The organism is Burkholderia sp. BCC1644 (assembly GCF_902833225.1).
GTDB lineage: Bacteria > Pseudomonadota > Gammaproteobacteria > Burkholderiales > Burkholderiaceae > Burkholderia.
Genome location: NZ_CADFEI010000004.1, coordinates 91,645 through 118,075 on the forward strand (window position 1 = coordinate 91,645; position 26,431 = coordinate 118,075).

At 66.8% G+C, this 26,431-nt stretch carries 22 protein-coding genes; 17 read left to right on the forward strand and 5 right to left on the reverse strand.

Features of this window, described 5'->3' with window-relative positions:
* The first annotated feature begins 2 nt into the window (after positions 1–2).
* The 3 genes from HWX87_RS09290 (at position 3) to HWX87_RS09300 (ending at position 2,617) form a co-directional block, all read left to right on the forward strand.
* Positions 3–1,067: a glycosyltransferase family 4 protein gene (locus HWX87_RS09290; RefSeq protein ID WP_027783961.1), complete on the forward strand. Its 1,065-nt coding sequence runs from the start codon at positions 3–5 to the stop codon at positions 1,065–1,067.
* 237 nt (positions 1,068–1,304) lie between these two features.
* Positions 1,305–2,114: a hypothetical protein gene (locus HWX87_RS09295; protein ID WP_176046865.1), complete on the forward strand. Its 810-nt coding sequence runs from the start codon at positions 1,305–1,307 to the stop codon at positions 2,112–2,114.
* A gap of 38 nt (positions 2,115–2,152) precedes the next feature.
* Positions 2,153–2,617, forward strand: a complete 465-nt coding sequence (locus HWX87_RS09300; RefSeq protein ID WP_166957686.1) for a DUF2214 family protein — start codon at positions 2,153–2,155, stop codon at positions 2,615–2,617.
* A gap of 225 nt (positions 2,618–2,842) precedes the next feature.
* Here HWX87_RS09300 and gudD read toward each other — a convergent pair whose 3' ends face one another.
* The gene (gene gudD, locus HWX87_RS09305) at positions 2,843–4,195 is read right to left on the reverse strand and encodes a glucarate dehydratase (RefSeq protein ID WP_176046866.1); all 1,353 of its coding nucleotides are present in this window, start codon (positions 4,193–4,195) and stop codon (positions 2,843–2,845) included.
* A gap of 359 nt (positions 4,196–4,554) precedes the next feature.
* On the opposite strand from gudD, the gene HWX87_RS09310 reads away from it, so the two are divergent.
* A complete protein-coding gene (locus tag HWX87_RS09310; RefSeq protein ID WP_126360463.1) occupies positions 4,555–5,304 on the forward strand; it encodes a FadR/GntR family transcriptional regulator in 750 nt (249 codons plus the stop codon).
* 113 nt (positions 5,305–5,417) lie between these two features.
* Here HWX87_RS09310 and HWX87_RS09315 read toward each other — a convergent pair whose 3' ends face one another.
* The 3 genes from HWX87_RS09315 to pdxY all read right to left on the reverse strand — a co-directional run bounded on the left by HWX87_RS09315 (position 5,418) and on the right by pdxY (position 10,218).
* Positions 5,418–6,566 (reverse strand): branched-chain amino acid ABC transporter substrate-binding protein, encoded by a 1,149-nt coding sequence (locus tag HWX87_RS09315; RefSeq protein ID WP_176046867.1) that lies wholly within the window; start codon positions 6,564–6,566, stop codon positions 5,418–5,420.
* 373 nt (positions 6,567–6,939) lie between these two features.
* A complete protein-coding gene (locus HWX87_RS09320; RefSeq protein ID WP_176046868.1) occupies positions 6,940–9,084 on the reverse strand; it encodes a phospholipase C, phosphocholine-specific in 2,145 nt (714 codons plus the stop codon).
* A 273-nt stretch (positions 9,085–9,357) separates the two neighbouring features.
* Entirely contained in the window at positions 9,358–10,218 is an 861-nt protein-coding gene (gene pdxY, locus HWX87_RS09325) for a pyridoxal kinase PdxY (protein WP_176046869.1), read from the reverse strand.
* Between the two features lie 174 nt (positions 10,219–10,392).
* Here pdxY and HWX87_RS09330 point away from each other — a divergent pair, with 174 nt between their 5' ends.
* Entirely contained in the window at positions 10,393–11,451 is a 1,059-nt protein-coding gene (locus HWX87_RS09330) for an alpha/beta hydrolase (protein WP_176046870.1), read from the forward strand.
* A gap of 36 nt (positions 11,452–11,487) precedes the next feature.
* Here the strand turns inward: HWX87_RS09330 and HWX87_RS09335 are convergent, their stop codons facing one another.
* A complete protein-coding gene (locus HWX87_RS09335) occupies positions 11,488–12,486 on the reverse strand; it encodes an LLM class flavin-dependent oxidoreductase (RefSeq protein ID WP_176046871.1) in 999 nt (332 codons plus the stop codon).
* 639 nt (positions 12,487–13,125) lie between these two features.
* Here HWX87_RS09335 and hpnI point away from each other — a divergent pair.
* From hpnI to astA, 12 genes are all read left to right on the forward strand, one after another.
* Complete coding sequence (gene hpnI / locus HWX87_RS09340; RefSeq protein WP_176046872.1) at positions 13,126–14,301, forward strand: bacteriohopanetetrol glucosamine biosynthesis glycosyltransferase HpnI; 1,176 nt, start codon at positions 13,126–13,128, stop codon at positions 14,299–14,301.
* A gap of 155 nt (positions 14,302–14,456) precedes the next feature.
* Positions 14,457–15,878, forward strand: coding sequence for a hopanoid biosynthesis associated radical SAM protein HpnJ (hpnJ, locus tag HWX87_RS09345; protein WP_176046873.1), 1,422 nt, complete (start codon positions 14,457–14,459; stop codon positions 15,876–15,878).
* A gap of 3 nt (positions 15,879–15,881) precedes the next feature.
* Positions 15,882–16,766, forward strand: a complete 885-nt coding sequence (hpnK, locus tag HWX87_RS09350) for a hopanoid biosynthesis-associated protein HpnK (RefSeq protein ID WP_176046874.1) — start codon at positions 15,882–15,884, stop codon at positions 16,764–16,766.
* The gene (locus HWX87_RS09355; RefSeq protein ID WP_176046875.1) at positions 16,763–17,812 is read left to right on the forward strand and encodes a lysylphosphatidylglycerol synthase domain-containing protein; all 1,050 of its coding nucleotides are present in this window, start codon (positions 16,763–16,765) and stop codon (positions 17,810–17,812) included. Before hpnK ends, HWX87_RS09355 begins: the two co-directional genes overlap by 4 nt.
* Before the next feature lie 87 nt (positions 17,813–17,899).
* Positions 17,900–18,457 (forward strand): lipoprotein, encoded by a 558-nt coding sequence (locus HWX87_RS09360; RefSeq protein WP_034186545.1) that lies wholly within the window; start codon positions 17,900–17,902, stop codon positions 18,455–18,457.
* A gap of 270 nt (positions 18,458–18,727) precedes the next feature.
* Positions 18,728–19,417 (forward strand): histidine ABC transporter permease HisQ, encoded by a 690-nt coding sequence (hisQ, locus tag HWX87_RS09365; RefSeq protein ID WP_176046876.1) that lies wholly within the window; start codon positions 18,728–18,730, stop codon positions 19,415–19,417.
* Positions 19,414–20,127 carry an ABC transporter permease gene (locus tag HWX87_RS09370; protein ID WP_176046877.1) on the forward strand — a complete coding sequence of 238 codons (714 nt, stop codon included), beginning with the start codon at positions 19,414–19,416 and terminating at the stop codon, positions 20,125–20,127. The genes hisQ and HWX87_RS09370 overlap by 4 nt, the downstream gene beginning before the upstream one ends.
* A gap of 20 nt (positions 20,128–20,147) precedes the next feature.
* Complete coding sequence (locus HWX87_RS09375; RefSeq protein ID WP_176046878.1) at positions 20,148–20,942, forward strand: ABC transporter ATP-binding protein; 795 nt, start codon at positions 20,148–20,150, stop codon at positions 20,940–20,942.
* A 22-nt stretch (positions 20,943–20,964) separates the two neighbouring features.
* Positions 20,965–22,008, forward strand: coding sequence for a GlxA family transcriptional regulator (locus HWX87_RS09380; RefSeq protein WP_176046879.1), 1,044 nt, complete (start codon positions 20,965–20,967; stop codon positions 22,006–22,008).
* Between the two features lie 1,042 nt (positions 22,009–23,050).
* Positions 23,051–24,283, forward strand: coding sequence for an aspartate aminotransferase family protein (locus HWX87_RS09385; RefSeq protein WP_176046880.1), 1,233 nt, complete (start codon positions 23,051–23,053; stop codon positions 24,281–24,283).
* Positions 24,284–24,313: 30 nt separating this feature from the next.
* Positions 24,314–25,381, forward strand: coding sequence for an arginine/ornithine succinyltransferase subunit alpha (aruF, locus tag HWX87_RS09390; RefSeq protein WP_176046881.1), 1,068 nt, complete (start codon positions 24,314–24,316; stop codon positions 25,379–25,381).
* Positions 25,378–26,424 carry an arginine N-succinyltransferase gene (gene astA / locus HWX87_RS09395; RefSeq protein ID WP_176046882.1) on the forward strand — a complete coding sequence of 349 codons (1,047 nt, stop codon included), beginning with the start codon at positions 25,378–25,380 and terminating at the stop codon, positions 26,422–26,424. Before aruF ends, astA begins: the two co-directional genes overlap by 4 nt.
* Positions 26,425–26,431: the final 7 nt, after the last annotated feature.

Below are 26,431 nucleotides of genomic sequence, written 5' to 3' on the forward strand. Positions count from 1 at the left end.
GCATGCGAATCGCCCAAATCGCTCCGTTGCACGAAGCGGTGCCCCCGAAACTGTACGGTGGTACCGAGCGAGTGGTGTCCTACCTCACCGAAGCACTTGTCGAGATGGGGCATGACGTCACGCTCTTCGCGAGCGGCGATTCGCAAACTTCCGCGAAGCTCGAAGCGTGCTGGCCGCAGGCGCTGCGCCTCGACCCGACGATCCGCGACGTGATGGCGCCGCACATGCTGCTCCTCGAGCAGGTGCGCCGCCGCGCGGAAGAGTTCGATGTCCTGCACTGCCACATCGACTACTACCCGTTCTCGCTGTTTTCGCGCCAGCCGGTCCCGCATCTGACGACGATGCACGGCCGTCTCGACCTGCCGGAACTGCAGCCGATCTTCAATGCCTTCAGCGACGTGCCGGTCGTGTCGATCTCCGACAACCAGCGCATCCCGCTGCCGCAGGCGAACTGGCTGTCGACCGTGTACCACGGCCTGCCGGAAAACCTGCTGACGCCGATCCCGAACGTGAAGCCGAGCTACCTGGCGTTCCTCGGCCGCATCTCGCCGGAGAAGCGCGTCGACACGGCGATCCGCATCGCCGAACAGGCCGGCTTGCCGATCAAGATTGCCGCGAAGCTCGACAAGGCTGATCGCGCGTACTACGAAGAGAAGATCAAGCCGCTGTTCGCGCTGCCGCACGTCGAGTACATCGGCGAAATCAGCGAGTCGGAAAAGGCCGAATTCCTCGGCAACGCGCATGCGCTGCTGTTCCCGATCGACTGGCCGGAGCCCTTCGGCCTGGTGATGATCGAGGCGATGGCATGCGGCACGCCGGTGATCGCGTTCAAGCGCGGCTCGGTGCCGGAAGTGATCGACAACGGCGTGTCGGGCTTCGTCGTCGAAGACGAACTGTCGGCCGTCGCGGCGCTCAAGCGCCTCGATACGCTGCCGCGCGAGAAGGTTCGCGCCGCGTTCGAAGCACGTTTCTCGTCGAAGGTGATGGCGCAGAACTACGTGAAGGGCTACGAGGAACTGCTGCGCCAGAAGCGCCGCACGGTGCTCCGCGAAGTCAACGCAAGCTGATTGCGGGCCGCTGCCGCGCTGCGGCGCGCGGCCTTCATCGACGCCCCGTCCGGGTTTTCCGGCGGGGCGTTGTCACATCCGCGGCGCGGATGTGTTGTATTCTCGCCGCGCCCGGCGCCGCGAACGGCCTCCGAAGCGGCCCGGCACGCCATCCGGCCGTCTGTCCAGACGGTAATGTCCCTATAATGGCCGTGCCGTGAAATCCGGCCCTGTATGAATATCAAGAGGAGAGCAGTCTTGGCGAGAACGAAAACCACGCGCGCAGCGCCGGCCCCCGGCGCCGGTGTGATCTTCGCGTTGCGCGCGATCGGTCTCGTGCTGCTCGCGCGCTGGCTGTTCTCGATGTCCCAGATGGGCTATCGCTCGTCGCTGTCCGCGATGGTGTCGTCGCCATGGGCGTTCGTCTACCTCGTGCTGATCTTCCTGCTGCTCGCGCTGCCGGGCGCCGTCGCGCGCGCCGAGCGGCCGTTCCATCCGCTGCCGCAGTGGCTGCGTCAGGCGCTGCGCGTGTTCGCGCTGATCGGTTTCCTGTTCGCGGTCTGGTCGATCGGCATGTACGCGTGGGTAGCCGGCTGGCGTCACGCGCTACATGCGGTGACGGCGACCAACGGCTGGCTCGTCGCCGCGCCGGCGCTCTACGCGGCAATCGTCTGGATCTGCCGTCCGCGCCCGCTGTGGCGTACCAACGTGGCTGCCCGCCGCTTCGCGGTCGGCCGGTATGCGATTTCACTCGACGTGATGACGCGCACCGCGATCGTCTGGATGGAAAGCCGCAAGGTCGGCCAGTACGACGCACGTGAACTGTCGGTGCGCTGGCCCGGCCGCAAGGCTGCCGCGTCGAGCGGGCAGGGCGCGGCGGACGCGCAGCCGGCCGTCGTGCCGCCGCGTCGCGGCAGCCTGTTCAATCGGCCGAAGGTCGAACTGCTGTGGGATTCGCCGGCGGCTGTCGGCCATAACCGGCAGATCGTGATGCGCGCGCCGCTCGCGACCGAGGGCGACCGCGTCGCGGTGCTCGCGCTCGACGCGGCACTCAAGCAGATCGTCTGACAGGCCCGCGCACCGGGCGCGGGCGACAAGGAGGCACGATGATCGTCCGCTGGTTGCTGGCCGCCATTCACCTGAGTGCATTCGGCGTCGCGTTTGCCGCGATCGCGGGGCGTAACCGCGCATTGCGCCGGCTCATCGCTTCCGCGCAGGCGGCCGACCTGCCCGGCGTATTCAAGGCGGATGCCGCGTGGGGGCTGTCGGCGCTGGTGCTGATCGTCACGGGCCTCACGCGCGCGTTCGGCGGTTTCGAGAAGGGCGCCGCGTACTACCTGCACGAGCCGCTCTTTCACCTGAAGATGACCGCGCTCGTGCTGATCCTGCTGCTCGAGGTCGTGCCGATGCTGGGGTTGATCCGCTGGCGTGCGGCCGCGCGGCGGCAGCAGATGCCCGATCTCGGCCGGGCGCGCACCTATGTGCGGATCGGCCATTGGCAGGCCCTGCTGGTGATCGTCATCGTGTTCGCCGCGTCGGGGATGGCGCGGGGGATTGGGCTGGCCGGGTAGGTGCGGCTTGCTAGGTCTGGCCGGGTGGGTGCTGCGGCCAGGGATGGCCGGGTACGTGCGGCCGCGTAGATGCGGCCGGCCAGGCCCGCCATCACCACCCCGATCCGCATCCCGTTCGACCCGCGCAGCATCTTCCGCCAGATACCCGCAAGCCGGGTGCGGGCCGTGTCGCTTCTCCCGATTGCGGCTCGACCGGGCGACCCAGCCGCCCGGTTCGTCCCTTGCTCAGCGCACGAGGCAGGGGCGTTTGTTGTTGAACGTCCACCCCGGAATCAGATACTGCATGGCCGCCGCATCGTCGCGGGCGCCGAGGCCGTGCTGCTTGTACAGCTCGTGCGCGACCGCGACGGCATCCATGTCGATGTCGACGCCGAGACCCGGCCGCTTCGGCACTTCCACCAGCCCGTTCTCGATCTTCAGCGGCTCGCGCGTCAGCCGTTCGCCGTCCTGCCAGATCCAGTGCGTGTCGATCGCGGTGACCTGACCGGGCGCGGCGGCCGCGACATGCGTGAACATCGCGAGCGACACGTCGAAGTGGTTGTTCGAATGCGAACCCCACGTAAGACCCCAGTCGCGGCACATCTGCGCGACGCGCACCGAACCCTGCATTGTCCAGAAGTGCGGGTCGGCGAGCGGGATGTCGACGGCCTGCAGCTGCACCGCGTGGCCCATCTGCCGCCAGTCGGTCGCGATCATGTTGGTCGCCGTCGGCAGCCCCGTCGCGCGGCGGAATTCGGCCATCACCTCGCGGCCCGAGTAGCCGTTCTCCGCGCCGCACGGATCCTCCGCATACGCGAGCACGTGATGCTGATCGCGGCACAGCCGCACGGCTTCGTCGAGCGACCATGCGCCGTTCGGGTCGAGCGTCACGCGCGCGTCGGGGAAGCGTTCGGCGAGCGCCGTCACGGCCTCGATCTCGCGTGCGCCTTCGAACACACCGCCCTTCAGCTTGAAGTCGTTGAAGCCGTAACGCGCATGCGCGGCCTCGGCGAGCCGCACGACGGCCTCGGGCGTCAGTGCGGCTTCGTCGCGCACGCGCGTCCAGTCGTCGGTCGCGCCGCTGCCGTCGCGATAGGCGAGCGTGGTTTTCGTGCGGTCGCCGATATAGAACAGGTAGCCGAGCATTTCGACGCGGTCGCGCTGCTGGCCTTCGCCGAGCAGGGCGGCGACCGGCACGCCGAGATGCTGGCCGAGCAGGTCGAGCAGCGCGGCTTCGAGTGCGGTGACCGCATGGATCGTCGTGCGCAGGTCGAAGGTCTGCAGCCCGCGGCCGCTTGAATCGCGATCGGCGAAGGTGCGCCGCACTTCGTTGAGCACCGCGTGGTAGTTGCCGACCGGCTGGCCGACGACGAGCGCGCGCGCATCGTCGAGCGTGCGGCGGATGCTTTCGCCACCCGGCACTTCACCGACGCCGGTTCGGCCCGCGCTGTCCTTCAGGATCACGAGGTTGCGGGTGAAGAACGGACCGTGCGCGCCGCTCAGGTTGAGCAACATGCTGTCGTGGCCGGCGACGGGAATCGCTTGCAGGTCGACGATGCGCGGCGTGTCGTGGGAAGGCGAGGCTGTGACGGCGTTCATGGGCGGCGATGGCAAAAGAGTGGGCAATGCCGTGCGGCAAAAGCTTTGCCGCGCGCGGCGGGAGGTGCGATCATTCGACAACCGACGTGCGCGGCGCGCAAGGCCCGCATGTCGACAGCAACCCGGAACAGGGCGGGAGCGACAACGAGACCGGCAGAGCGCAGAACGCGAACGCTGGCTGATCGTCAAGCATGGGACCAGGCGGCGCTGGAATGCCGGTTTGAGTCAACAGGAGATCCGTGCACCGATCATCAGTCGTCGGATGACTTGTGACGCAGTATAATGAATCATCGGCTTTCGCTCAAACCCCGCGTAAACCCTCGGCTCACATTACGATCATTCAAAAAGGAACCGGCCTCATGTCCGTGCCTACGCTTCCCGCAGCGCCGCGCCGTCGCGCACGCAGCCTCGCACAAGATGTCGTCGACGCGCTGACCGCGCAGATCGAAAACGGCACGCTGCGTCCCGGCGACAAGCTGCCGACCGAAACCGAAGTCATGGCGGCGCAGGGCGTAAGCCGCACGGTCGTGCGCGAGGCGATCTCGCGGATGCAGGCGAGCGGCCTCGTCGAAACGCGCCACGGCATCGGCAGCTTCGTGCTGGAGCCGTCGCGCCGGCAGACGCTCGGCATCGATCCGGCGACGATCACGACATTGCGCGACGTGCTCGCGGTGCTGGAGCTGCGCATCAGCCTCGAGAGCGAGTGCGCGAGCCTGGCCGCGCAGCGCGCCAACGATACCGACCTCGCCGCGCTGCGACGCGCGCTCGACGCGATCGCGACGGGGGCGGGCGGCGGGCGCGACACCGCGCAGCTCGACTTCCAGTTCCACCTGCAGATCGCGCAATCGACCGGCAACCGCTATTTCGTCGACATCATGACGCAGCTCGGCACGTCGATCATCCCGCGCACGCGCGTGAATTCGGCGCGCTTCGCCGGCGACGACCTCGAGCGCTACGTCGGCCGGCTGAACCACGAGCACGAGGATATCTACGAGGCGATCGCGCGCCACGACCCGGAAGCCGCGCGCGCCGCGATGCGCACGCACCTCACGAACAGCCGCGAGCGGCTGCGTCGCGCGCACGAAGCGGCCGAAGCCGAGGCCAGCTGACCGCGGGGGCCGCGTCGAATCGCTTTAACATCAGTCGTCATACAAGATCGATGTGACTGCATCGATCTGCACGGCCAGGCGGCGCATCCGCCGCCGGCCGCCGAGCCCGCCGATCAGCCTCCCTTCGTCGTGATCGTCTTCCACGCGCCGCTCTTCACCTGGTACAGCGTCGACATCCCGCTCTTCAGCGAACCGTCGTTCGCGAACGAGATGCGGCCGGTGACGCCTTCGAAGTCGATCTTCTTCAGCGCCGGGCGATAGACCTTCGGGTCGGTCGAGCCGGCCGCCTGCATTGCCTTGATCGCGGCCCACGCCGCGTCATAGCCGAACTGCGCATACGACAGCACGTCGACGCCGAAGCGCTTCTTGAAGCGCTGTTCGAAATCCTTCCCCTGCGGCAGCTCGTCGAGCGGCCGGCCGTACTCCCACGCCATCGCGCCTTCGGCGGCCGGGCCCGCGATCTTGATGAACTCGTTGTCCTTCACGCCGCCGCCGCCGACGAACTGCGCGTTCAGCCCGAGCTGGCGCATCTGCTTGATGAAGTTCGCGGCGAGCGAATCGAGGCCGCCGAAGAAGATCAGGTCGGGGTTCTTGCCCTTCAGGCTCGTGATCTGCGCACGGAAGTCGACCGCCTGGTTGCTGGTGAACTCGCGGCCGATGATGTTCCCGCCGGCGGCCTTCACGGCCTTCTCGAACTCGTCGGCCTCGCCCTGGCCGAACGCGGTGCGGTCGTCGATGATCGCGATGCGCTTCGCCTTCGTCACGTCGACCGCGTACTTGCCCGCGTTGCCGGCGTTCTGGCCATCGGTCGCGATCACCATGAACATGTTCGCGAGCCCGCGTGAGGTGAGCGTCGGGTTGGTCGCCGCGGGATCGATCACCGGGATGCCGGACTTGTCGTAGACGACCGAGGCCGGAATCGTCGTCCCCGAGTTGAAATGGCCGACCACGACCGACACGTTCTGGTCAACGAGCGCCTGCGCGGCCTGCACGCCGATGCGAGGATCGGCCTGGTCGTCCTGCACGACGAGGTTGAAGTGCGCGGGCTTGCCGGCGATCTGCACCTTCTGCGCGGCCGCATCGTCGAGCGCGAGCTGCACGCCGTTCTGCAGATCCTTGCCGTATCCGGCGTTCACGCCCGTGAGCGGCGCGGCGAAGCCGACCTTCACATCGGTTGCGTCGGCAGCCTGGGCGGCCTGTTGCGAGAGGAGGGCAAGCGCGGATGCAATCGACACCGACAGCAGGGAATGACGGAATTTCATGTTGTTCCTCTTGTTCGACACCTGCGAGTGGGTACCGCGCGCGTCCGGGTGGGCCGGGCGCGTGCGACGGGCGGGCGGTTCGACCGCTTCTCGGAATCGGGCGGGGAGGTCGGCATCGTGATCCTCGGAACACTCTCCCGTCAGGCTCTTTGCGAAGAGCCCCGATCGCCTCGATATATAGGTCGCCGATATGCCCGGGTCTTGGCAATTTGCCGCGCATTCGGTGCGGATTTGCGCATAGCTTCCGCGCGGGCGCGGCCGGCCGGTATCGGGAGTTTCCCGTCGCTGAATGAACGGACGAAGAGGAGGGAAGGAGGGGCGAGACAAAAGGCGCGGCGCGGCCCGTCGGGCCCGCGCCGCGCAGGCGATGCCGTCAGTCGGACAGCGCGTCCGATGCGGCTTCGGTGTCGTCGTGCGACGCGTGCGTGCGGATCAGCGGATCGCTGGTGCTCGGACGGCCCGTTTCGACGTGGCCCGCGAAGCGGCGCAGGAACCCGAGCAACCGGCCGTCGCTGACGGTCAGGTCGTACCAGCCGTGGCTGCCGCGCAGGTCCCAGTAGTCGTCGACGTGCGCGCCCGGCGCGAGGTCGAACGTGCGCGAGCGGCCGTGGCCGTACGCGTTCGTGACCTTGAGCCGCACGGCCTTGTGGCCGCGGTTCATCAGGCGCAGCGTGATGTTGCCGTTTGCGACGTCATAGCCGTAGACCACCTCGGGGTTCACGTTCGCGCTGCCGACGCCGGTCGCGAACGGGCCGCGGAAATGGCAGTAGAAGCCGTTCGGGCCGTACACGTCGAGGTCGTACAGGCCGAGCGATGCCGCGGCGCTCCACGTGTCGGCGATCCGCTTGCCGGCTTCGACCGTGTATGCCCACGGGCCGTCGAGGCGGTTGCGTGACTGCACCTGGAACGCGGCGCCCGCCCGGCCCGTGTTCGCGAAGGTCAGCCGGAACAGGCCGTTGACCGATTCGACGCGGCCGTGCACGAACAGCTCGTAAGGCAGCGCGCGCGCCGGACGCAGCCCGGCCTCCTGCTTCGGCAGCTTCTGCAGCGCCGGCGGTACCGGGATGTAGTCGGGGTGACGCAGGCGGTCGGGCGGTGCGTAGCTGCTCGTGTCGGGCAGCGTCGGCCAGGCGGCATCGGACGTCGCGAAGTCGAACGCGGCGGTCAGGTCGCCGCACACCGTGCGGCGCCACGGCGACACGTTGGCCGCCGTGACCGGGTACTGCGCGCCGAATCGCGCCTCGATGAATTGCAACAGCGACGTGTGATCGAAGGTCTGCGAGCAGACCCAGCCGCCCTTGGTCCACGGCGACACGACGAGCATCGGCACGCGCGGCCCGAGCCCGTAAGGGCCGGCCATGTGCGACGCGTCGCCGGCGAACACCTCGTTGGTCGTCGCGACCGTCGACAGCCCGTTGTCGCGCGACTGCGGCGCGAACGGCGGCTGCACGTGGTCGAAGAAGCCGTCGTTTTCGTCATACGTGATGAACAGCGCGGTCTTGCTCCATACCTCCGGATTCGACACGAGCGCCTTCAGCACCTCCTCGATGTACCACGCGCCGTAGTTCGCGGGCCAGTTCGGGTGCTCGGAATACGCTTCCGGCGCGCAGATCCACGACACCTGCGGCAGCGTGCCGTTCTTCACGTCCTGCTGCAGCACGTCGAACAGCGTGCCGCCGGCGCTGATGTTGGTGCCGGTGCGCGCCTTGTCGTACAGCGGCGTGCCGGGCAGCGCGGTGCGGTACTGGTTGAAGTAGAGCAGCGAGTTGTCGCCGTAGTTGCCGATGTACGGGTTCTGCGTCCAGCCCCACGAGCCGTTCGCGTCGAGCCCCGTGCCGACGTCCTGGTAGATCTTCCACGACACGCCGGCCTGTTCGAGCACTTCCGGATAGGTCGTCCAGCCGTAGCCCTTTTCCTCGTTGCCGAGCACGGGGCCGCCGCCCGTGCCGTCGTTGCCGACGTAGCCCGTCCACATGTAGTAGCGGTTCGGGTCGGTCGAGCTCGGGATCGCGCAGTGGTAGGCGTCGCAGATCGTGAACGCGTCGGCGAGCTGGTAGTGGAACGGGATGTCGTCGCGCTTCAGGTACGCCATCGTCGTGGTGCCCTTGTTCGGCACCCACTGGTCGTAGCGGCCCTTGTTCCACGCGGCGTGCATGTCCTGCCAGCCGTGCGGCAGGTCCTGCAGGAACTGCAGGCCGAGCTTGTCGGCGCCAGGATGGAACGGCAGCAGTTCGGCCGGGCCGACGGGCTGGTGGAACACCGACTTGCCGTTCGCGAGGCGCAGCGGGCGCGGGTCACCAAAGCCGCGGACACCGCGCATCGTGCCGAAGTAGTGGTCGAACGAACGGTTCTCCTGCATCAGGATCACGATGTGTTCGATGTCGCGGATCGTGCCGGTGCGGCGGTTCGCGGGAATCGCGAGCGCATCGCGGATCACGGGCGGAAACAGGTTCAGCGCGGCAGCGCCGGCAGTGCCGGCGGCGACGCGCAGGAAGTCACGACGGTTCGATCGGGTCATGGTCGTTATCGTGCGGTAAAGGGGGGAGCCGATTGGCGGGACCTACGGGAAGGGCGCGCTCCGGGCGCAGGATGCGGCTGCGCCGGTTCGTGCCGCCGCGAGCATAGCGAGGAATCGGTGTCATTCATGTGAAGTCCGGAAACGTTTGCATGTGCGGCGAAGCGGCAGCGAAGCAGTATCTGGGCGCAGGGCGGCTGCGGTCGTGGAGCAGCAGGGGAAGCGAGACAGCGGCGCGAGCGGCACGCCGGCGAAGCGGACGGCGGTACCGGTGCGTCAGGCGTCGGTCACCCACGCGCCGAACCATTCGCTCGGGCGGGCGATCTCGTCCTGCGCGGCGACGAGTTCGAGTTCGTAGCGACGCGCATCGTAGGTGGCCTTCACGACCGCATGCACGGCCGCGAGCGTGTGCTCGAACGCGGCGCGCACGGAGTCGCCGCGCAGCCGGCAGGCGACGAAGATCGCGCTGGTCAGGTCGCCGACGCCGACCGGATGGCGCGGAAACGCGTACAGCGGGCGCTGGCCGATCCACGCTTCGGTTTCGGTGACGGCGAGCATGTTGAAACGGTCGGCCGGACTGTTGCGGTCGTGCAGGTGCTTGACGAGGATGATCTGCGGGCCGCGACGGATCAGCGCGCGGCACGCGTCGACGGCTTCGGCGACGGTCTCGATGCGCCGCCCGGCAAGCTTCTGCAGTTCGGTGTGGTTCGGCGACATGCCGTCGGCGAGCGCGGGCATTTCCTGCACCATGAATTCCTCGACGCCGGGCTCGGGGCGAATGCCGCCTGTCTGGCCCATCGCGGGATCGCAGAAGTACCACGCGTCCGGATTCATTGCCTTCACCGAGCGGACGATCTCGACGGCGGCGCGCGCCTGCGGCGGCGAACCGAGGAAGCCGGACAGCACGGCGTCGCAGCGCTTGAGTGCGCCGATCGCGGCGATCCCGTCAACGAGCTGTTCCATCTTCGCGGCATCGATCGCGCTGCCGGCCCAATGGCCGTACTGCATGTGATTCGACAACTGGACGGTGTTGAGCGGCCAGACGTTGACGCCCAGGCGCTGCATCGGGAACACGGCCGCACTGTTGCCGGCATGGCCGTAGATGACGTGCGACTGAATGCTGAGGACGTTTTTCATGGGAATCGCCTGCACGCGTTTCAGGGTCACGTCACACGATACCCGAGTTCGTCGCACGCGCGGAAGTCGCGCCGCACCGGAGTGTTGCGCGCCGTCGTCAGCGCGACCGCGTAGAATCGCGGGGCGCGAGGCGGCCCGGCTTGCCCGCGTGCGTCTCCAATCACCGTGATCGCCATGCTTTCGATTTGCAAGATGTTGTCCGTTGCGCGCGCCGCCGTGCTCGGCGCGGCCGCCGCCGCGTGCGCCATGCCTGCCGGGGCCGTTGCCGCGACGCCCGCCGGCAACGACGGGCCCGCGTACGGCCCGCGCCTGGAAGGGTTCACCTATCCGGCGCCCGTGCACCTGTACACGTTCGTGTCGCAGCGCGAAACGCTCGAGATGGCGTTTCTCGATGTGCAGCCTGCCCATCCGAACGGCCGCACCGTCGTGCTGCTGCACGGGAAGAACTTCTGTGCGGCCACCTGGGAGGACACGATCGGCGTGCTGAGCCGCGCCGGCTACCGCGTGATCGCACCGGACCAGATCGGCTTCTGCAAATCGTCGAAGCCCGAGCGCTATCAATACACGTTCCAGCAACTCGCGCGCAACACCCACGCGCTGCTCGAATCGGTCGGCGTGAAGTCGGCGACGATCGTCGGCCATTCGACCGGCGGGATGCTCGCGATCCGCTATGCGCTGATGTATCCGAAGGCGACCGACCAGCTCGTGCTGGTGAACCCGATCGGCCTCGAGGACTGGAAGGCGCTCGGCGTGCCGCCGCTGTCGGTCGACTACTGGTATGCGCGCGAGCAGAAGACGACGGCCGACGGCATTCGCCGCTACGAGCAGGCGACGTATTACGCGGGCAAGTGGTTGCCGTCGTACGAGCGCTGGGTGCAGATGCTGGCCGGCATGTATCGCGGCGCCGGCCGCGATGCGGTCGCGTGGAACTCCGCACTGATCTACGACATGATCCTCACGCAGCCGGTGGTCTACGAACTCGGCGCGATCCGCGTGCCGACGCTGCTGATGATCGGCGACAAGGACACGACCGCGATCGGCAAGGACGTTTCGCCGCCCGACGTGCATGCGAAGCTCGGCCGCTACCCGGAACTCGCGAAGCGCACGCAGGCCGCGATTCCCGGTGCGCAGCTCGTCGAATTCCCGGCGCTCGGGCACGCGCCGCAGATCCAGGATCCGGACGCGTTCCACAAGGCGCTGCTCGACGGGCTGGACGCCGTGCACCCGCAGTAACGCGGGGCAGGTGCGCCGGGGCGCGCGGCCGTGCCGTCAGCGCGTCTCGTTCGCGAGCTCGTCGCGAATCTGCGCGGTCAGTTCGAACGAGCGCAGCCGGGCGGCGTGATCGTAGATCTGCGCGGTGACGATCAGCTCGTCGGCGCCGGTTTGCGCGATGCGATCGCGCAGCTTGTCGCGCACCGTGTCGCGTGAGCCGACCGCCGCGAACGACAGCGAATGCGCGACGGTCGCGAGCTCGAGCTCGTTTGCCTCGAGCACGTCGACGGGCGGCGGCAGCTTGCCCGGCGTACCGCGCCGCAGGTTGATGAACTGCTGCTGCAGCGACGTGAACAGGCGACGTGCCTCGTCGTCGGTCTCCGCGGCGAACACGTTGACGCCGACCATCGCGTGCGGCTTCGGCCACGCGGCCGACGGCCGGTACTGCGCGCGATAGATCTCGAGCGCGCGCATCAGGTAGTCCGGCGCGAAGTGCGACGCAAAGGCGAACGGCAGCCCGAGCATCGCGGCGAGCTGCGCACTGAACAAACTCGAACCCAGCAGCCACACCGGCACGTCGAGCCCGGCGCCGGGCACCGCACGCACGCGCTGGCCGGGCACCGGCTCCGCGAAGTAGCGCTGCAGCTCGGCGACGTCGTCCGGAAACGAGTCGGCGCTGCCGATCAGGTCGCGGCGCAGCGCGCGCGACGTGGTCTGGTCGGTGCCGGGCGCGCGGCCGAGACCGAGGTCGATGCGCCCCGGATACAGCGATGCCAGCGTGCCGAACTGCTCCGCGATCACGAGCGGCGCGTGGTTCGGCAGCATGATGCCGCCCGAGCCCACGCGGATCGTCTGCGTCGCGCCCGCGACATGGCCGATCACGACGGCGGTGGCCGCACTCGCGATGCCTGGCATGTTGTGATGCTCGGCCAGCCAGTAGCGCTGGTAGCCCCAGCGTTCCGCGTGCTGCGCGAGATCGACGGTGTTACGGAACGCTTGCGAGGCGTCGGCGCCGGCCGGAATGGGGGCGAGATCGAGTACGGAAAACGGTGTCATCGGGTGGCCTTCGAATGGGGGAGCGCGGTGATGCGCTTACGCAACAAATGCCAAGGATTTTGCCAAAGGGTTCCGGAACGTGCTGGCGACGCGCCGATACCCATGCGCCTTACAGGGGTGCAGGGTCGAATACCTCGATTGTTGCAAAAATCAAACCAATCGCTGGTTAATTACCAATCTTTACGGCGATTGGACGTGAATCCGCATCGACATACAAATTTGCACGAAACGTTTGATTTTCAAGACTGCAATACGCCTGCAAAGTGCTTACGCTAATGTGAACGTGGCTGTGGCGATAAGGTTCGTCGACGACTCAGCTTTGCCGGAATTGCACCAGTCCGTTTCGCGTAGTGCCGAGCGCGGGGTGCCGCAGACTGCTAAAATCCGGCGCCTGCCCATGTTGTGCCGATGGTAGCCATTCGAGTCTTCCCGCATCCCGTCCGGGCATTGCGCGGAGCGAAGCCACGCGAAGCCGGGCATGGCCGTACCCGAATAACGGGTCGTGCTTTCCCCCATTACAGACGCTGCTGGAACAAGGAGTCGGGTCGTGCCCGCGTTCGTCGTAGTCGGAATACCGCATCACGTTCAATCACGCTCAAGCGTTCTCCGTGGCGTTCAGGTCGCCGGGAGGCGTTGCGCATGACGCCAACCGCAACGCTGCTCGACTGGCTCCTGATCGCGTTCACGCTGGCCGCGGCCGGCTATGCGCTCGTCGCTGCGTTCGCGCCGCGGCCGCGTACGCCGCGCACCGCTGCGCGCGACGGTTTCGAGCCGGTCAGCGTGCTCAAGCCGCTGTGCGGCGCGGAGCCGCACCTGTACGAAAACCTCGCGACGTTCTGCGAGCAGCGCCATCCGCGCTACGAGGTGCTGTTCGGCGTCGCGTCGTCGGCCGATCCGGCGATCGCCGTCGTCGAGCGGCTGCGCGCCGACTATCCCGAGTGCGACATCACGCTGGTGATCGACGCGCGCGTGCACGGCAAGAACCTGAAGGTCAGCAACCTGATCAATCTCGCCGCGCGCGCGAAATACGGCCGCATCGTGATCGCGGACAGCGATATCGCGGTGCAGCCCGACTATCTGGAGCGCGTGACGGCGCCGCTCGCCGACGTGTCGGTCGGTGTCGTCACGTGCCTGTATCATGCGCGCAGCGTCGGCGGGTTCTGGACGCGGATCGGCGCGCAATTCGTCGACGCATGGTTCGCGCCGTCGGTGCGGATCACGCACCTCGGCCGCTCGAGCCGCTTCGGCTTCGGTGCGACGCTCGCGCTGACACGCGACACGCTCGACCGGATCGGCGGCTTTTTCGCACTGAAGGACGAACTGGCCGACGATTTCTGGCTGGCCGAATTGCCGCGCCGCCTCGGGCGGCGCACCGTGCTGTCGGAGGTCGAGGTTGCGACCGACGTGATCGAGCCGTCGTTCGGGCCGCTGTGGCACCGCGAGACGCGCTGGCTGCGCACGATCCGTTCGCTGAATCCGGCCGGCTTCGCGTTCCTGTTCATTACGTTTACGGTGCCGTGGCTCGCGATCGGCGCGGCGCTCGCGCTGCGTCTCGACGGCACCTTCGCCGGCACGCTGGCGGGCGGGGCGGCCGTGGTCGGCGCATTCGGGCGGCTCGTGCTGCACGCGCGCGGCGAAGACGGCTGGCGCGCGTTCTGGCGCGACCTGCCGCTCGTCGCGGTGCGCGACACGCTGCTGGCGCTCGAGTGGCTCGCGGCAGCGTTCGGCACGCACGTCGTGTGGCGCGGCGCAAGGATGACGGTCGTCGGCGGTGAACGCGCGACAGCCGCAGTGGAAGCAGTGGACGGCCGCTAGGGCCGTCGATCGAACCCGGCCCGAGGGCCGAGACGCGCTGCACGGCGAAGCCGCGCGGCGCGACATGACAGAGAGGCGGGCGCCGGCACGGCGGCCCGCGGTTTTTTGACTGAATCGTTGCAACGAAACGAACTATGCAGGCTACCGGAGCATTCATGAAAACGCTGTTCTTGCAGGCCCCTTCGTATGACGGCTTCGACGGCGGAGCCGGCTCGCGCTATCAGGCTAAGCGCGAAATCCGTTCCTTCTGGTATCCGACGTGGCTCGCGCAGCCGGCCGCGCTCGTGCCGGGCAGCCGCGTCCTCGATGCGCCGGCCGACGGCCTGTCGGTCGACGAAACGCTGAAGATCGCCAACGACTACGACCTCGTGATCATCCACACGAGCACGCCGTCGTTCCCGACCGACGCGATGTTCGCGCAGGATCTGAAGAAGATGAAGCCGTCGATGCTGGTCGGCATGGTGGGCGCGAAGGTGATGGTCGATCCGCACAACTCGCTCACGGCGAGCGACGCAATCGACTTCGTGTGCCGCGAGGAATTCGACTACACCTGCAAGGAAATCGCCGAAGGCAAGCCGTTCCCCGAGATCAAGGGCCTGAGCTGGCGCGCGAAGGACGGCTCGATCGAGCACAACGAAGCGCGTCCGATCCTCGAGAACATGGACGAACTGCCGTTCGTCGCGCCCGTCTACAAGCGCGACCTGAAGATCGACAACTACTTCATCGGCTACCTGAACTACCCGTACGTGTCGATCTACACGGGTCGCGGCTGCAAGTCGCGCTGCACGTTCTGCCTGTGGCCGCAGACGGTCAGCGGCCATCGCTACCGCACGCGCTCGGTCGAGAACGTGCTCGCGGAAGCGAAGTGGATCCGCGACAACATGCCGGAAGTGAAGGAACTGATGTTCGACGACGACACCTTCACCGACGACCTGCCGCGCGCCGAGGCCATCGCCATCGGTCTGGGCAAGCTCGGCATCACGTGGTCGTGCAACGCGAAGGCCAACGTGCCGTACAAGTCGCTCAAGATCATGAAGGAAAACGGCCTGCGCCTGCTGCTGGTCGGCTTCGAATCCGGCGACGACCAGATCCTCGTGAACATCAAGAAGGGCGTGCGCACCGATTTCGCGCGCCGCTTCAGCGCGGACTGCAAGAAGCTCGGCATCAAGATCCACGGCACCTTCATCCTCGGCCTGCCGGGCGAGACGCAGGAGACCATCAAGAAGACGATCGAGTACGCGAAGGAAATCAATCCGCACACGATCCAGGTCTCGCTCGCCGCGCCGTATCCGGGCACGACGCTCTACAAGCAGGCCGTGGAAAACGGCTGGATGGAAGAGAACAAGACCATCAACCTGGTGAGCAAGGAAGGCGTGCAGCTCGCGGCGATCGGCTACGCGCACCTGTCGCGCGACGAGATCTATCACCACCTCGAGCAGTTCTATCGCCAGTTCTACTTCCGTCCGTCGAAGATCTGGGAAATCGTGCGCGAGATGCTGACGAGCTGGGACATGATGAAGCGTCGCCTGCGTGAAGGCGTCGAGTTCTTCCGCTTCCTGCGCGCACACGAGGCGTAATCCGTGGCGACGCAGCGGGCGGCGCGGGCGCTGATCTTCACCGCGGACGACTTCGGGCTGCACCCGCGCGTCAATGCGGCAGTCGAGCGCGCGCATCGCGACGGCGTGCTGAACGCCGCCAGCCTGATGGTCGGCGCGAGCGCCGCGCAGGATGCGATCGAACGCGCGCGGCGGCTGCCGTCGCTCGCGGTCGGTCTGCATCTGGTGCTCGCGGACGGGCCGGCCACGCTGCCCGCGCATGAGATTCCCGCGCTCGTCGGTCGCGACGGGCGGTTCGGCGACGCGATGGCGAAGGACGGCTGTCGCTTCTTCTTCCTGCCGCACGTTCGCGCGCAACTGCGCCGCGAGATCCGTGCGCAGTTCGACGCGTTCGCGGCGAGCGGCCTGCCGCTCGACCACGTGAACGCGCACAAGCATTTCCACCTGCATCCGACCGTGCTGTCGATGATCATCGAGATCGGCCGCGACTACGGGCTGCGTGCGGTGCGGCTGCCGTACGAGACGAGCGCGCCCGCGCTGCTCAAGCCGTGGATCGCGCTCGTGCGCGCGCGGCTCGACCGCGCAGGGCTCGCGCACAACGACTACGTGGTCGGGATCGAGCAGACGGGCGCGATGGACGAGGCCGTGCTGCTCGACGCGCTGGCCAAGCTGCCGCCGGGCGTCGGCGAGATCTACTGCCATCCGGCCGAGGCCGGCGACGGCCCGATCACGCCGACGATGGCCGCGTACCGTCCGGCCGACGAACTCGATGCGCTGCTGTCGCCGCGCGTCGCGGCCGCGCTGAAGGCGGCGGGCGTCGCGACCGGCGGCTTTGCCGACGTGTTCGGCCAGCCCGCGGCACGGAGCGGTGCGCACGCGGCGCGCGCACCGGGAGCGCAGCCGTCATGAGCAAGTGGATCAAATGGCTTGGCTGGCCGATCGGCATCGGCATCCTGCTCGCGCTGGGGCTGCACGAAGGCGTCGGCGACGTGTCGCAGATGCTCGCGCGCGCCGGCTACGCGCTGCTGTGGCTCGTGCCGTTCCATGGGCTGCCGCTGCTGCTCGATGCGTACGCGTGGCACCTGCTGCTCGACAAGCGCTCGTCGCTGCCGTTCCTCTGGTGGATCGCGACCGTGCGCGAGGCCGTGAACCGGCTGCTGCCCGTGGTCGGGATCGGCGGCGAGATCGTCGGCATCCGGCTGGCGCGCTGGCAGGTGCCCGACGCGAGCCGCGTCACCGCGTCGGTGATCGTCGAGGTGCTCGTGACGATCGTCGTCCAGTATGCATTCGCGGCGCTCGGCCTCGTGCTGCTGCTCGCGACGACGGACAACATGGGCGGCGGCACGATCGGCCTCGCGCTGCTGCTGACGCTGCCGTTGCCGGTGCTCGGCGTCGTGCTGATGCGGCGCGGCGGGATTTTCCATGCGATCGAGCGGTTCGCGGGGCGCCTGCTCGGCGATTCGCACCGGCTGTTGCAGGGCGTCGACGGCAAGCGGCTCGATGCCGACATCGACTCGCTGATGTCGCGCACCGGGCTGCTGTTCAGCGCATTCTTCTGGCAGCTGGCCGGCTACGTGCTGGGCGCACTCGAGATCTACTGGGCGCTCGCGCTGCTCGGCCATCCGGTGTCGATCGGCGGCGCGATCGCGATCGAAGCGATGACGCAGGCCGTGCGGCATGCGGCGTTCATGGTGCCGGGCGGCCTCGGCGTGCAGGAGGCGACCGTCGTGCTGCTCGCGCAGATGTTCGGCGTCGACCGCGAGGCGGCGCTGTCGCTCGCGGTGGTCAAGCGCGGCCGCGAGGTGCTGTTCGGCTGCCTGGCGCTCGGCTCGTGGCAGCTTGCCGAGCTCGTGCGTACGCGCCGCCGCGTCGGCGCGCCGCCGACCGCACCGCATGCGCCGCAACCGGCGAGCCGCGTGTCCGAAGCAGAGACCGAAACCGAAACGACGCATTGAACACGAGACGGGCCGCGCGCCCGTCTCGCGCTTTTGGCGTCGCACGGGTATCCTTGCCGCGTGTTTTCTTCACGCGCATTTCTTCCGATGATTTTCCGATTCCGGCTGCTTCCCGTGACGATGCTGGCCGCCGCGCTGGCGCTGACCGGCTGCGACGACAAGCAAGGCGACCTCGACGTGCAACGTATCAGGGACTTCTTCAACGCGATCAAGCCCGCGCCGCTGCTGTTGAAGGGGCTGAAGGTCGGCGAATCGACCGAGGCCGACGTGCGCGGCACGATGGGCAAGCCCGAGATCGTGCGCGAGTTCACCGACGGCTCGAAGCGCTACGAATATCCGCGCGGCCCGATGGGCAACCAGACCTGGTTCGTCGATCTCGATGCGAACGGGCGCTACGCGGGCGCGACGCAGGTGCTGACCGCCGAGAATTTCGCGAAGGTGCGCCCGGGGATGAACGAGGACGAGGTGCGGCGCCTGCTCGGCAAGCCCGGCGACATCGCGCAGTATCCGCTGAAGCCCGAGACGGTCTGGAGCTGGCGCTGGCTCGAGGACGGCGTCAACACCGACGCGTTCTTCAACGTCCATTTCGGTCCGGACGGCCTTGTCTATACGACTTCGCGCTCCGACATCCTGAAGGGGCGGTAAGCGCGGCCGCCTTCGGCGCTATATCGAAAAAGCGACCGGAAAATTGCAAAAAGTCCGCTTCCCTGCGTGTCATCCGACTGTCAGGAAGCGGCTTTTTTCCTTTTGAAACAGCGACGTAGGGACCGGTCGCAAATGGTGGGACGGGTTGCTGCGATGCAGCAATCGCACGCAAGGTGATTTGAGGCAATCAATTTCGCTTGCGACTATCCGCGTCAGCCCGGCGCGGGACAGGCAGACGCGTCGGCATTCATTCCAACTCTGGAGACGCGCGTGTTCCTTTACGGCTTTGGTCCCGTCCTCTGGGCCGGCACCGTGCAGACCATCGAGCTGTCGGTGCTGTCGCTCGCCGCTGCGGTGGCGCTGGGGCTGATCGGCGCGGTGGCGAAGCTGTCGCCCAACCGGGTATTGCGAGCGATCGCGACCGGTTATACGACGCTGATCCGCTCGGTGCCCGATCTTGTGCTGATGCTGCTGCTGTTCTACAGCATCCAGATCTGGCTGAACCAGTTCACCGACCTCGTCGGCTGGGACCAGATCGACATCGACCCGTTCGTGGCCGGCGTGCTGACGCTCGGCTTCATCTACGGCGCGTACTTCACCGAGACCTTCCGCGGCGCGTTCCTGTCGGTGCCGCGCGGCCAGCTCGAGGCCGGCGCGGCTTACGGGATGAGCGGTGCGCGGGTGTTCGTGCGGATCATGTTTCCGCAGATGATGCGCTTCGCGCTGCCGGGCATCGGCAACAACTGGCAGGTGCTCGTGAAGGCGACCGCGCTGGTGTCGATCATCGGCCTCGCGGACGTCGTGAAGGCCGCGCAGGACGCCGGCAAGAGCACGTTCAACATGTTCTTCTTCATCCTCGTCGCGGCGCTGATTTACCTCGCGATCACGACCATTTCCAACCTCGTGCTGATCCAGCTCGAGAAGCGTTATTCCACGGGCGTGCGGCACGCAGAACTATGATCGAGATCCTCCAGGAATTCGGCAAGGCGTTCCTTTTCTGGGACGGCCAGCGCATCTCCGGCCTCGCGGTGACGTTGTGGCTGCTCGTGGCGTCGATCTCGCTCGGCTTCGTGTGCGCGGTGCCGCTCGCGGTCGCACGCGTGTCGAAGAAGAAGTGGGTGTCGATGCCGGTACGGTTCTACACGTACGTGTTCCGCGGCACGCCGCTCTACGTGCAGTTGCTGCTGATGTACACGGGCATGTACAGCCTCGAATTCGTGCGGTCGCACTCGTTGCTCGACGCGTTCTTCCGCAGCGGCTTCAACTGCGCGATTCTCGCGTTCGCGCTGAACACCTGCGCGTACACCACCGAGATCTTCGCCGGCGCGATCCGGGCGATTCCGCATGGCGAGGTCGAGGCGGCGCGCGCGTACGGGATGTCGCCGTTCACGATGTACCGCCGCGTGATCCTGCCGTCGGCGCTGCGCCGTGCGTTGCCGCTGTACAGCAACGAGGTGATCCTGATGCTGCACGCGACGACCGTGGCGTTCACGGCGACCGTGCCGGACATTCTCAAGGTCGCGCGTGACGCGAATTCCGCGACCTACATGGCGTTCCAGTCGTTCGGAATCGCCGCGCTGATCTATCTTGCGGTATCTTTCGCACTCGTCGCGGCGTTTCGCCGCGCGGAGCGCCACTGGCTCGCGTATCTCGCGGCCGCCCGTCATTGATTCACATCGAGGAGAGCCAGTTGGCCGAGATCACTCAAACGAACGGTGCCACCAAGCTTGCGGCGCTCGACATCCACAAGCGCTATGGCGACAACGAGGTGCTCAAGGGCGTGTCGCTGAACGCGAAGGCCGGTGACGTCATCAGCATCATCGGTGCGAGCGGCTCGGGCAAGAGCACGTTCCTGCGCTGCATCAATTTCCTCGAGCGGCCGAATGCGGGGCAGATCGTCGTCGACGGCGAGGCCGTGCGGACGAAGGCCGACCGTGCCGGCGCGCTCGAAGTCGCCGATCACAAGCAGCTGCAGCGCATCCGCACCAAGCTCGCGATGGTGTTCCAGCACTTCAACCTCTGGGCGCACATGAACGTGCTCGAGAACGTGATGGAAGCGCCCGTGCACGTGCTCGGCATTTCGAAGAAGGAAGCCGAGGAGCGCGCGCGCGAGTACCTGGAGAAGGTTGGCCTGCCGCCGCGCGTCGAGAAGCAGTATCCGTCGCATCTGTCCGGCGGCCAGCAGCAGCGCGTGGCGATTGCGCGTGCGCTCGCGATGCATCCGGACGTGATGCTGTTCGACGAGCCGACGTCGGCGCTCGACCCGGAACTCGTCGGCGAAGTGCTGAAGGTGATGCAGAAGCTCGCCGAGGAAGGCCGCACGATGATCGTCGTGACGCACGAGATGGGTTTCGCGCGCAACGTGTCGAATCATGTGATGTTCCTGCATCAGGGGCGGACCGAGGAAGAGGGCGATCCGAAGGAGGTGCTGGTGCGCCCGCAGAGCGAGCGGCTCAAGCAGTTCCTGTCGGGCAGTCTCAAGTAACGCGACAGGGCAGGTTTCAAACGTGGTACCGGTGTCTCGTCCCGCAGGCGCCACCCGCACGACGCAGGTGGCGATCGTTGCATTGCCGCCCGTGTCGATGTCGGGTGTGGGTCCGATCGTCGATGCATTGAATCTGGCGAACGAGATCGACGGGCGGTTGCTGTACCGCTGGCAGGTGTGTTCGTGGGACGGGCGGCCCGTGCCGCTCGCGGGCGGTGCGCAGTGGCATGCCGACGCGGCGTTCAACGATGCGATCGCGTGCGACTGGCTGATCGTCGTGACGGAGCGGTTCCAGCAGTTTGCCGATTACCGGCTGTTTCTTGCGAGTCTCGCGCGGGTCGGGCAGCGCACGCCGGTCGTGACCGGCATTCACCACGGCGTGTGGTGGCTCGCGATGGCCGGGCAGCTTTCCGGGTATCGCGTGAGCGTGAACTGGGAGACGTATCAGCAGTTCGCCGAGCAGTTCGAGCGGTCGATCGTCACGCAGCAGATCTTCGAAATCGATCGGGATCGGGCGACGTGCGCGGGTGGGCAGGCCACTGTCGATTTCATGCTGGCCATGATCGGCCGGGAACATGGGGCGGACCTCGCGGAGCGGATTGCCGATGCACTCGGGGTCGGGACGTTGCGCAGCGGCGAAGAGCGGCAGCGAATTCCTTTCGTGACCGCGCCGGGCGAGCGGCATCCTCGGTTGAACGATGCGTTGCAGCTCATGGAAGCCAATGTCGAGGATCCGTTGACGACGGATGAGATCGCCGAACTCGTCGGCGTTTCACGCCGGCAGCTGGAGCGGCTCTTTCGACAGTATCTCGGGGCGATGCCCTCCAAGTATTACCTCAATCTCCGATTGCTCAAGGCACGCACGCAGTTGCAGCGGACCAGCAAGTCTGTCGTTCAGGTCAGCCTCGCCTGTGGGTTCTCTTCTGCTGCGCACTTCTCTAACGCGTACCGCGAAAGGTTCGGGGTCACGCCTCGGGAGGATCGGCGAGCGTGGCTCGAGAAGCAGACCGGCGGGGGTAGTGAGCCTCGCGGGGGCGCGTTGGTTGAGCGCGGGGGGAAGGATTGATTTTGTTTTGGGTGGTTCGCTTGCGTTTGGCGTGAAGCACCTGTGGTCGTGTCGGTCTATTAGCGTCGCCCCTGCGCGGGGCGGCGGTTACTTTTCTTTGTCTTGCCAAAGAAAAGTAACCAAAAGAAAGGCGCTCGGAGAACGCATGACTTCCCGGTGCCATGGTCGTCAGAGTGGTTCGCATCTAAGTGTCCGCGCCAGTTGCGAGCGCGGAGTGGTTCGAGCAATGGTTCTGACACCACTCCCTACCCAACAGAGTGGTATACCGCCCGCCAGCTCCATCCTCGCTTCGCTCGGCTGCAAGGTGCTTCACGTCGCGTTGCATGCGCTCGCGTGCTTCTGTCTGCATTGCATCAACTGCCGCGGCTTTCTCTTTACTCACATCATTCGCACCTATCGGACTGCTTGCCATCGACGGTGCTTGATAACGTCTCGCGCCGCATGTTTTCGTGCGTGCGAACCTGCTTGCTGCGTCCCCTTTTCCTTGCGAATGAAGGCGCGCCTTGATTTGCCGAATCCGGGGGCTCGCCCGCGATTGCGGGAGCTGATTGACCTCAAGCGTTACTGGAGGGGGTGTACCTGTCGGCCGAGCGAAGCGAGGGCGGAGCTGGCGGGCGGTATACCGCTCTGTTGGGTAGGGAGTGGTGTCAGAACCATTGCTCGAACCACTCCGTGTTCCTGACTGGCGCGGACGCTTAGATGCGAACCACTCTGACGACCACGGCACCGGGAAGTCATGCGTTTTCCGGGCGCCTTTCTTTTGGTTACTTTTCTTTGGCAAGACAAAGAAAAGTAACCGCCGCCCCGCGCAGGGGCGACGCCAATAGACCGACACGATCACAGGTGCTTCACGCCAAACAAAGGCGAACCACCCAAAAAGCCTCAAAATACCGACACCCAACGAAGAACCCACCGAACCCGCCCGAGAGGGCAAAAACCAAAACCTTCCGATAGAACCCGTCGCAAATCCGCAAGACGCTTGCGTCGCCCTTACCTAAACTTGATCCTGTTGAACCCTCTTACGAAACCGAAAGGAACGACCATGACGACCTCGACCGTGAACCGCCAGACATTCGACGAAGTGATGGTGCCGGTATTTTCTCCCGCCCCGTTCGTGCCGGATCGCGCAGAGGGCTCCCGCGTGTGGGACACGGCCGGCCGCGAGTACATCGATTTCGCGTGCGGCATCGCCGTGACCTCCCTCGGCCACGGCCACCCGGAACTGCTGAAAGTCCTGGACGAACAAAGCCGCAAGCTCTGGCACATCGGCAACGGCTACACGAACGAGCCGGTGCTGCGCCTCGCGAAGCGCCTCGAATCGCTGACCTTCGCCGACCGCGCATTCTTCGCGAACTCGGGCGCGGAAGCGAACGAAGCCGCCCTGAAACTCGCGCGCCGCGTCGCGTTCGACCGCCACGGCGCCGATAAAGCGGAAATCATCTCGTTCGTGCAGTCGTTCCACGGCCGCACGTTCTTCACGGTCAGCGTCGGCGGCCAGCCGAAATACTCGGAAGGCTTCGGCCCCGTGCCGGCCGGCATCAAGCACCTGCCGTACAACGACATCGAAGCCGCAAAGGCCGCGATCGGCCCGCAAACCTGCGCCGTGATCGTCGAACCCGTGCAAGGCGAAGGCGGCGTGATCCCGGCCGATCCGGCCTTCCTGAAAGCACTGCGCGAAGCCTGTGACGCGAACGACGCACTGCTGATTTTCGACGAAGTGCAAACGGGCGTCGGCCGCACGGGCCAGTTCTACGCATACATGGATACCGGCGTCACGCCGGACATCCTGACGACCGCGAAGGCACTCGGCAACGGCTTCCCGATCGGCGCGATGCTGACGACCAACGAACTCGCCGCGCACTTCAAGGTCGGCGTGCACGGCACGACGTACGGCGGCAACCCGCTCGCATCGGCGATCGCCGACAAGGTCGTCGAACTGATCGGTGCCCCGGCACTGCTCGAAGGCGTGCGCGAACGCAGCGTGCGCCTGAAGGGCGCGCTCGAACGCATCAACGCGCGCTTCGGCATCTTCAAGGACGTGCGCGGCAAGGGCCTGCTGGTCGGCGCCGAACTCACCGCGGCATTCGACGGCCGCGCGAAGGACTTCGTCACGGCCGCCGCAGAGAACGGCCTGATCATGCTGATCGCCGGCCCGAACGTGCTGCGCTTCGTCCCGTCGCTGGTGATCCCGTTCGACCTGCTCGATGAAGGCATGAAGCGCTTCGAGAAGGCAGTCGAACAGGTGCTCGCCGCCCAGGAAGCCACCGCGCGCTGATCGGCGCCCCCATCGCAGACAGGAACGACGATGCTATTTGTTCGCCCCGGCAAACTCACGGATCTCGATGCGCTCGCGCACATGGCGCGCACCGCGCAGCCGGTCCTGCACTCGCTGCCGCACGACCGCGCGGCGCTCGAAGCGCGCGTGGCGCTCTCCGAGGATTCGTTTCGCGCGGACGTCGACTTCGCCGGCGAGGAGTTCTACCTCTTCGTGCTCGAGGATTCGTCGACGGGCAAGCTGCTCGGCACGGCGAGCATCGTGGCCGCGGCCGGCTACTCGGAACCGTTCTACGCGTTCCGCAACGACGCACTGATCCACGCGTCGCGCGAGCTGCACGTGAACCGCAAGATCCACGCGCTCACGATGTCGCACGAGCTGACCGGCAAGAGCCGGCTCGCGGGCTTCTACGTCGATCCGTCGCTGCGCGGCGACGCAGCCGCGCACCTGATCTCGCGCGCCCGGATGATGTACATCGCCGCAAACCGCCGCCGCTTCACGCCGGAAGTGTTCACGCTGCTGCTCGGCGTGAGCGACGGCAACGGCGCATCGCCGTTCTGGGAAGCAGTGGGGCGCAAGTTCTTCGGCCGCAACTTCACCGACGTCGACATCGCCTCGGGCGGCCGCAGCCGCACGTTCATCGCGGAAGTGATGCCGGCCTATCCGCTCTACGTGCCGCTGTTGCCGGAAGCCGCGCAGCGCGTGCTCGGCGAGCCGAACGAAACGGCCTTGCTCGCGTACGACATCCATCTCGAGGAAGGCTTCGAGCCCGACCGCTTCGTCGACATCTTCGACGCGGGCCCGGTGCTGACCGCGCAGGTCGATCGCACCGCGTGCGTGAAGCACGGCACGGAGCGTGTCGTGCGCGAGGCCGCGCACCAGCAGGGCGATGTCGCATACATGGTATCGACCGGCAGCGGCGAATCGTTCCGCTGCGTGCTGGCCGACCTGCCGGGCGATGCGGCCGACGCGCGGGGCGCCCATGCGCCGCTGGCCGGCGACGTGCGCGCGGCGCTCGATGTGCAGGAAGGCGATGTCGTGCGCTGCGTGCCGCTGCACCGTCGCGACGATGAAGATTTGAAGGGAGACGCAGCATGATCGTCGTTCGGGTCGTACAAACGGGCGATGTCGACGCGCTCGTGTCGCTCGCGAAGGAAACCGGGCCGGGCCTGACCACGTTCAAGCCCGACCGCGACGCGCTCGCCGCGCGCATCGAGCGCGCGCGCCGCACGCTGGACGGGCAGGCCGCGCCGGGCGAGGCCGGCTACTTCTTCGTGATGGAAGAATCGAAGACGGGCGACATCGCGGGCGTGTGCGGGATCGAAACGCAAGTCGGCCTCGAACAGCCGTTCTACAACTATCGCGTGAGCACGGTCGTGCACGCGAGCCAGGAACTCGGCGTGTGGACGCGCATGTCCGCGCTGAACATCTCGCACGACCTGACGGGTTACGCGGAAGTGTGCTCGCTGTTCCTGAGCCCGCGCTATCGCACGGGCGGCGTCGGCGGCCTGCTGTCGCGCTCGCGCTTCATGTTCATCGCGCAGTTCCGCGAGCGCTTCCCGGAACGCATCTGCGCGGAACTGCGCGGCCACTTCGACGAGGACGGCACGTCGCCGTTCTGGCGTGCAGTCGGTTCGCACTTCTACCAGATCGATTTCAACGCGGCCGATTACCTGAGCTCGCACGGCCGCAAGTCGTTCCTCGCGGAACTGATGCCGCGCTACCCGGTGTACGTCGACCTGCTGCCGCAGGATGCCCAGGATGCGGTCGGCCTCACGCACCGCGACACGCTGCCGGCCCGCAAGATGCTCGAGGCGGAAGGGCTGCGCTACCAGAATCACGTCGACATCTTCGACGCGGGCCCCGTGCTCGAATGCCACGTCAACGACCTGCGCACGGTGCGCGAGAGCGTCGTCGTGCCGGTCGCGATCGGTGAGCCGGATGCGGGCGAAGGCGCGCGGGGCGGCCATCCGCCGAAGTCGCTCGTGTCGAATACGTCGCTTGGCGATTTCCGCGTCGGCGTCGCGCCGGGCGTGGTCGCGAACGGCTCGTTCGTGCTGTCGGCCGACGATGCCGTCGCGCTCGACGTGAAGGCCGGCGATCCGGTTCGCGTGCTGCCGCTCAAAGTCAAACAGGGATAAACGAATC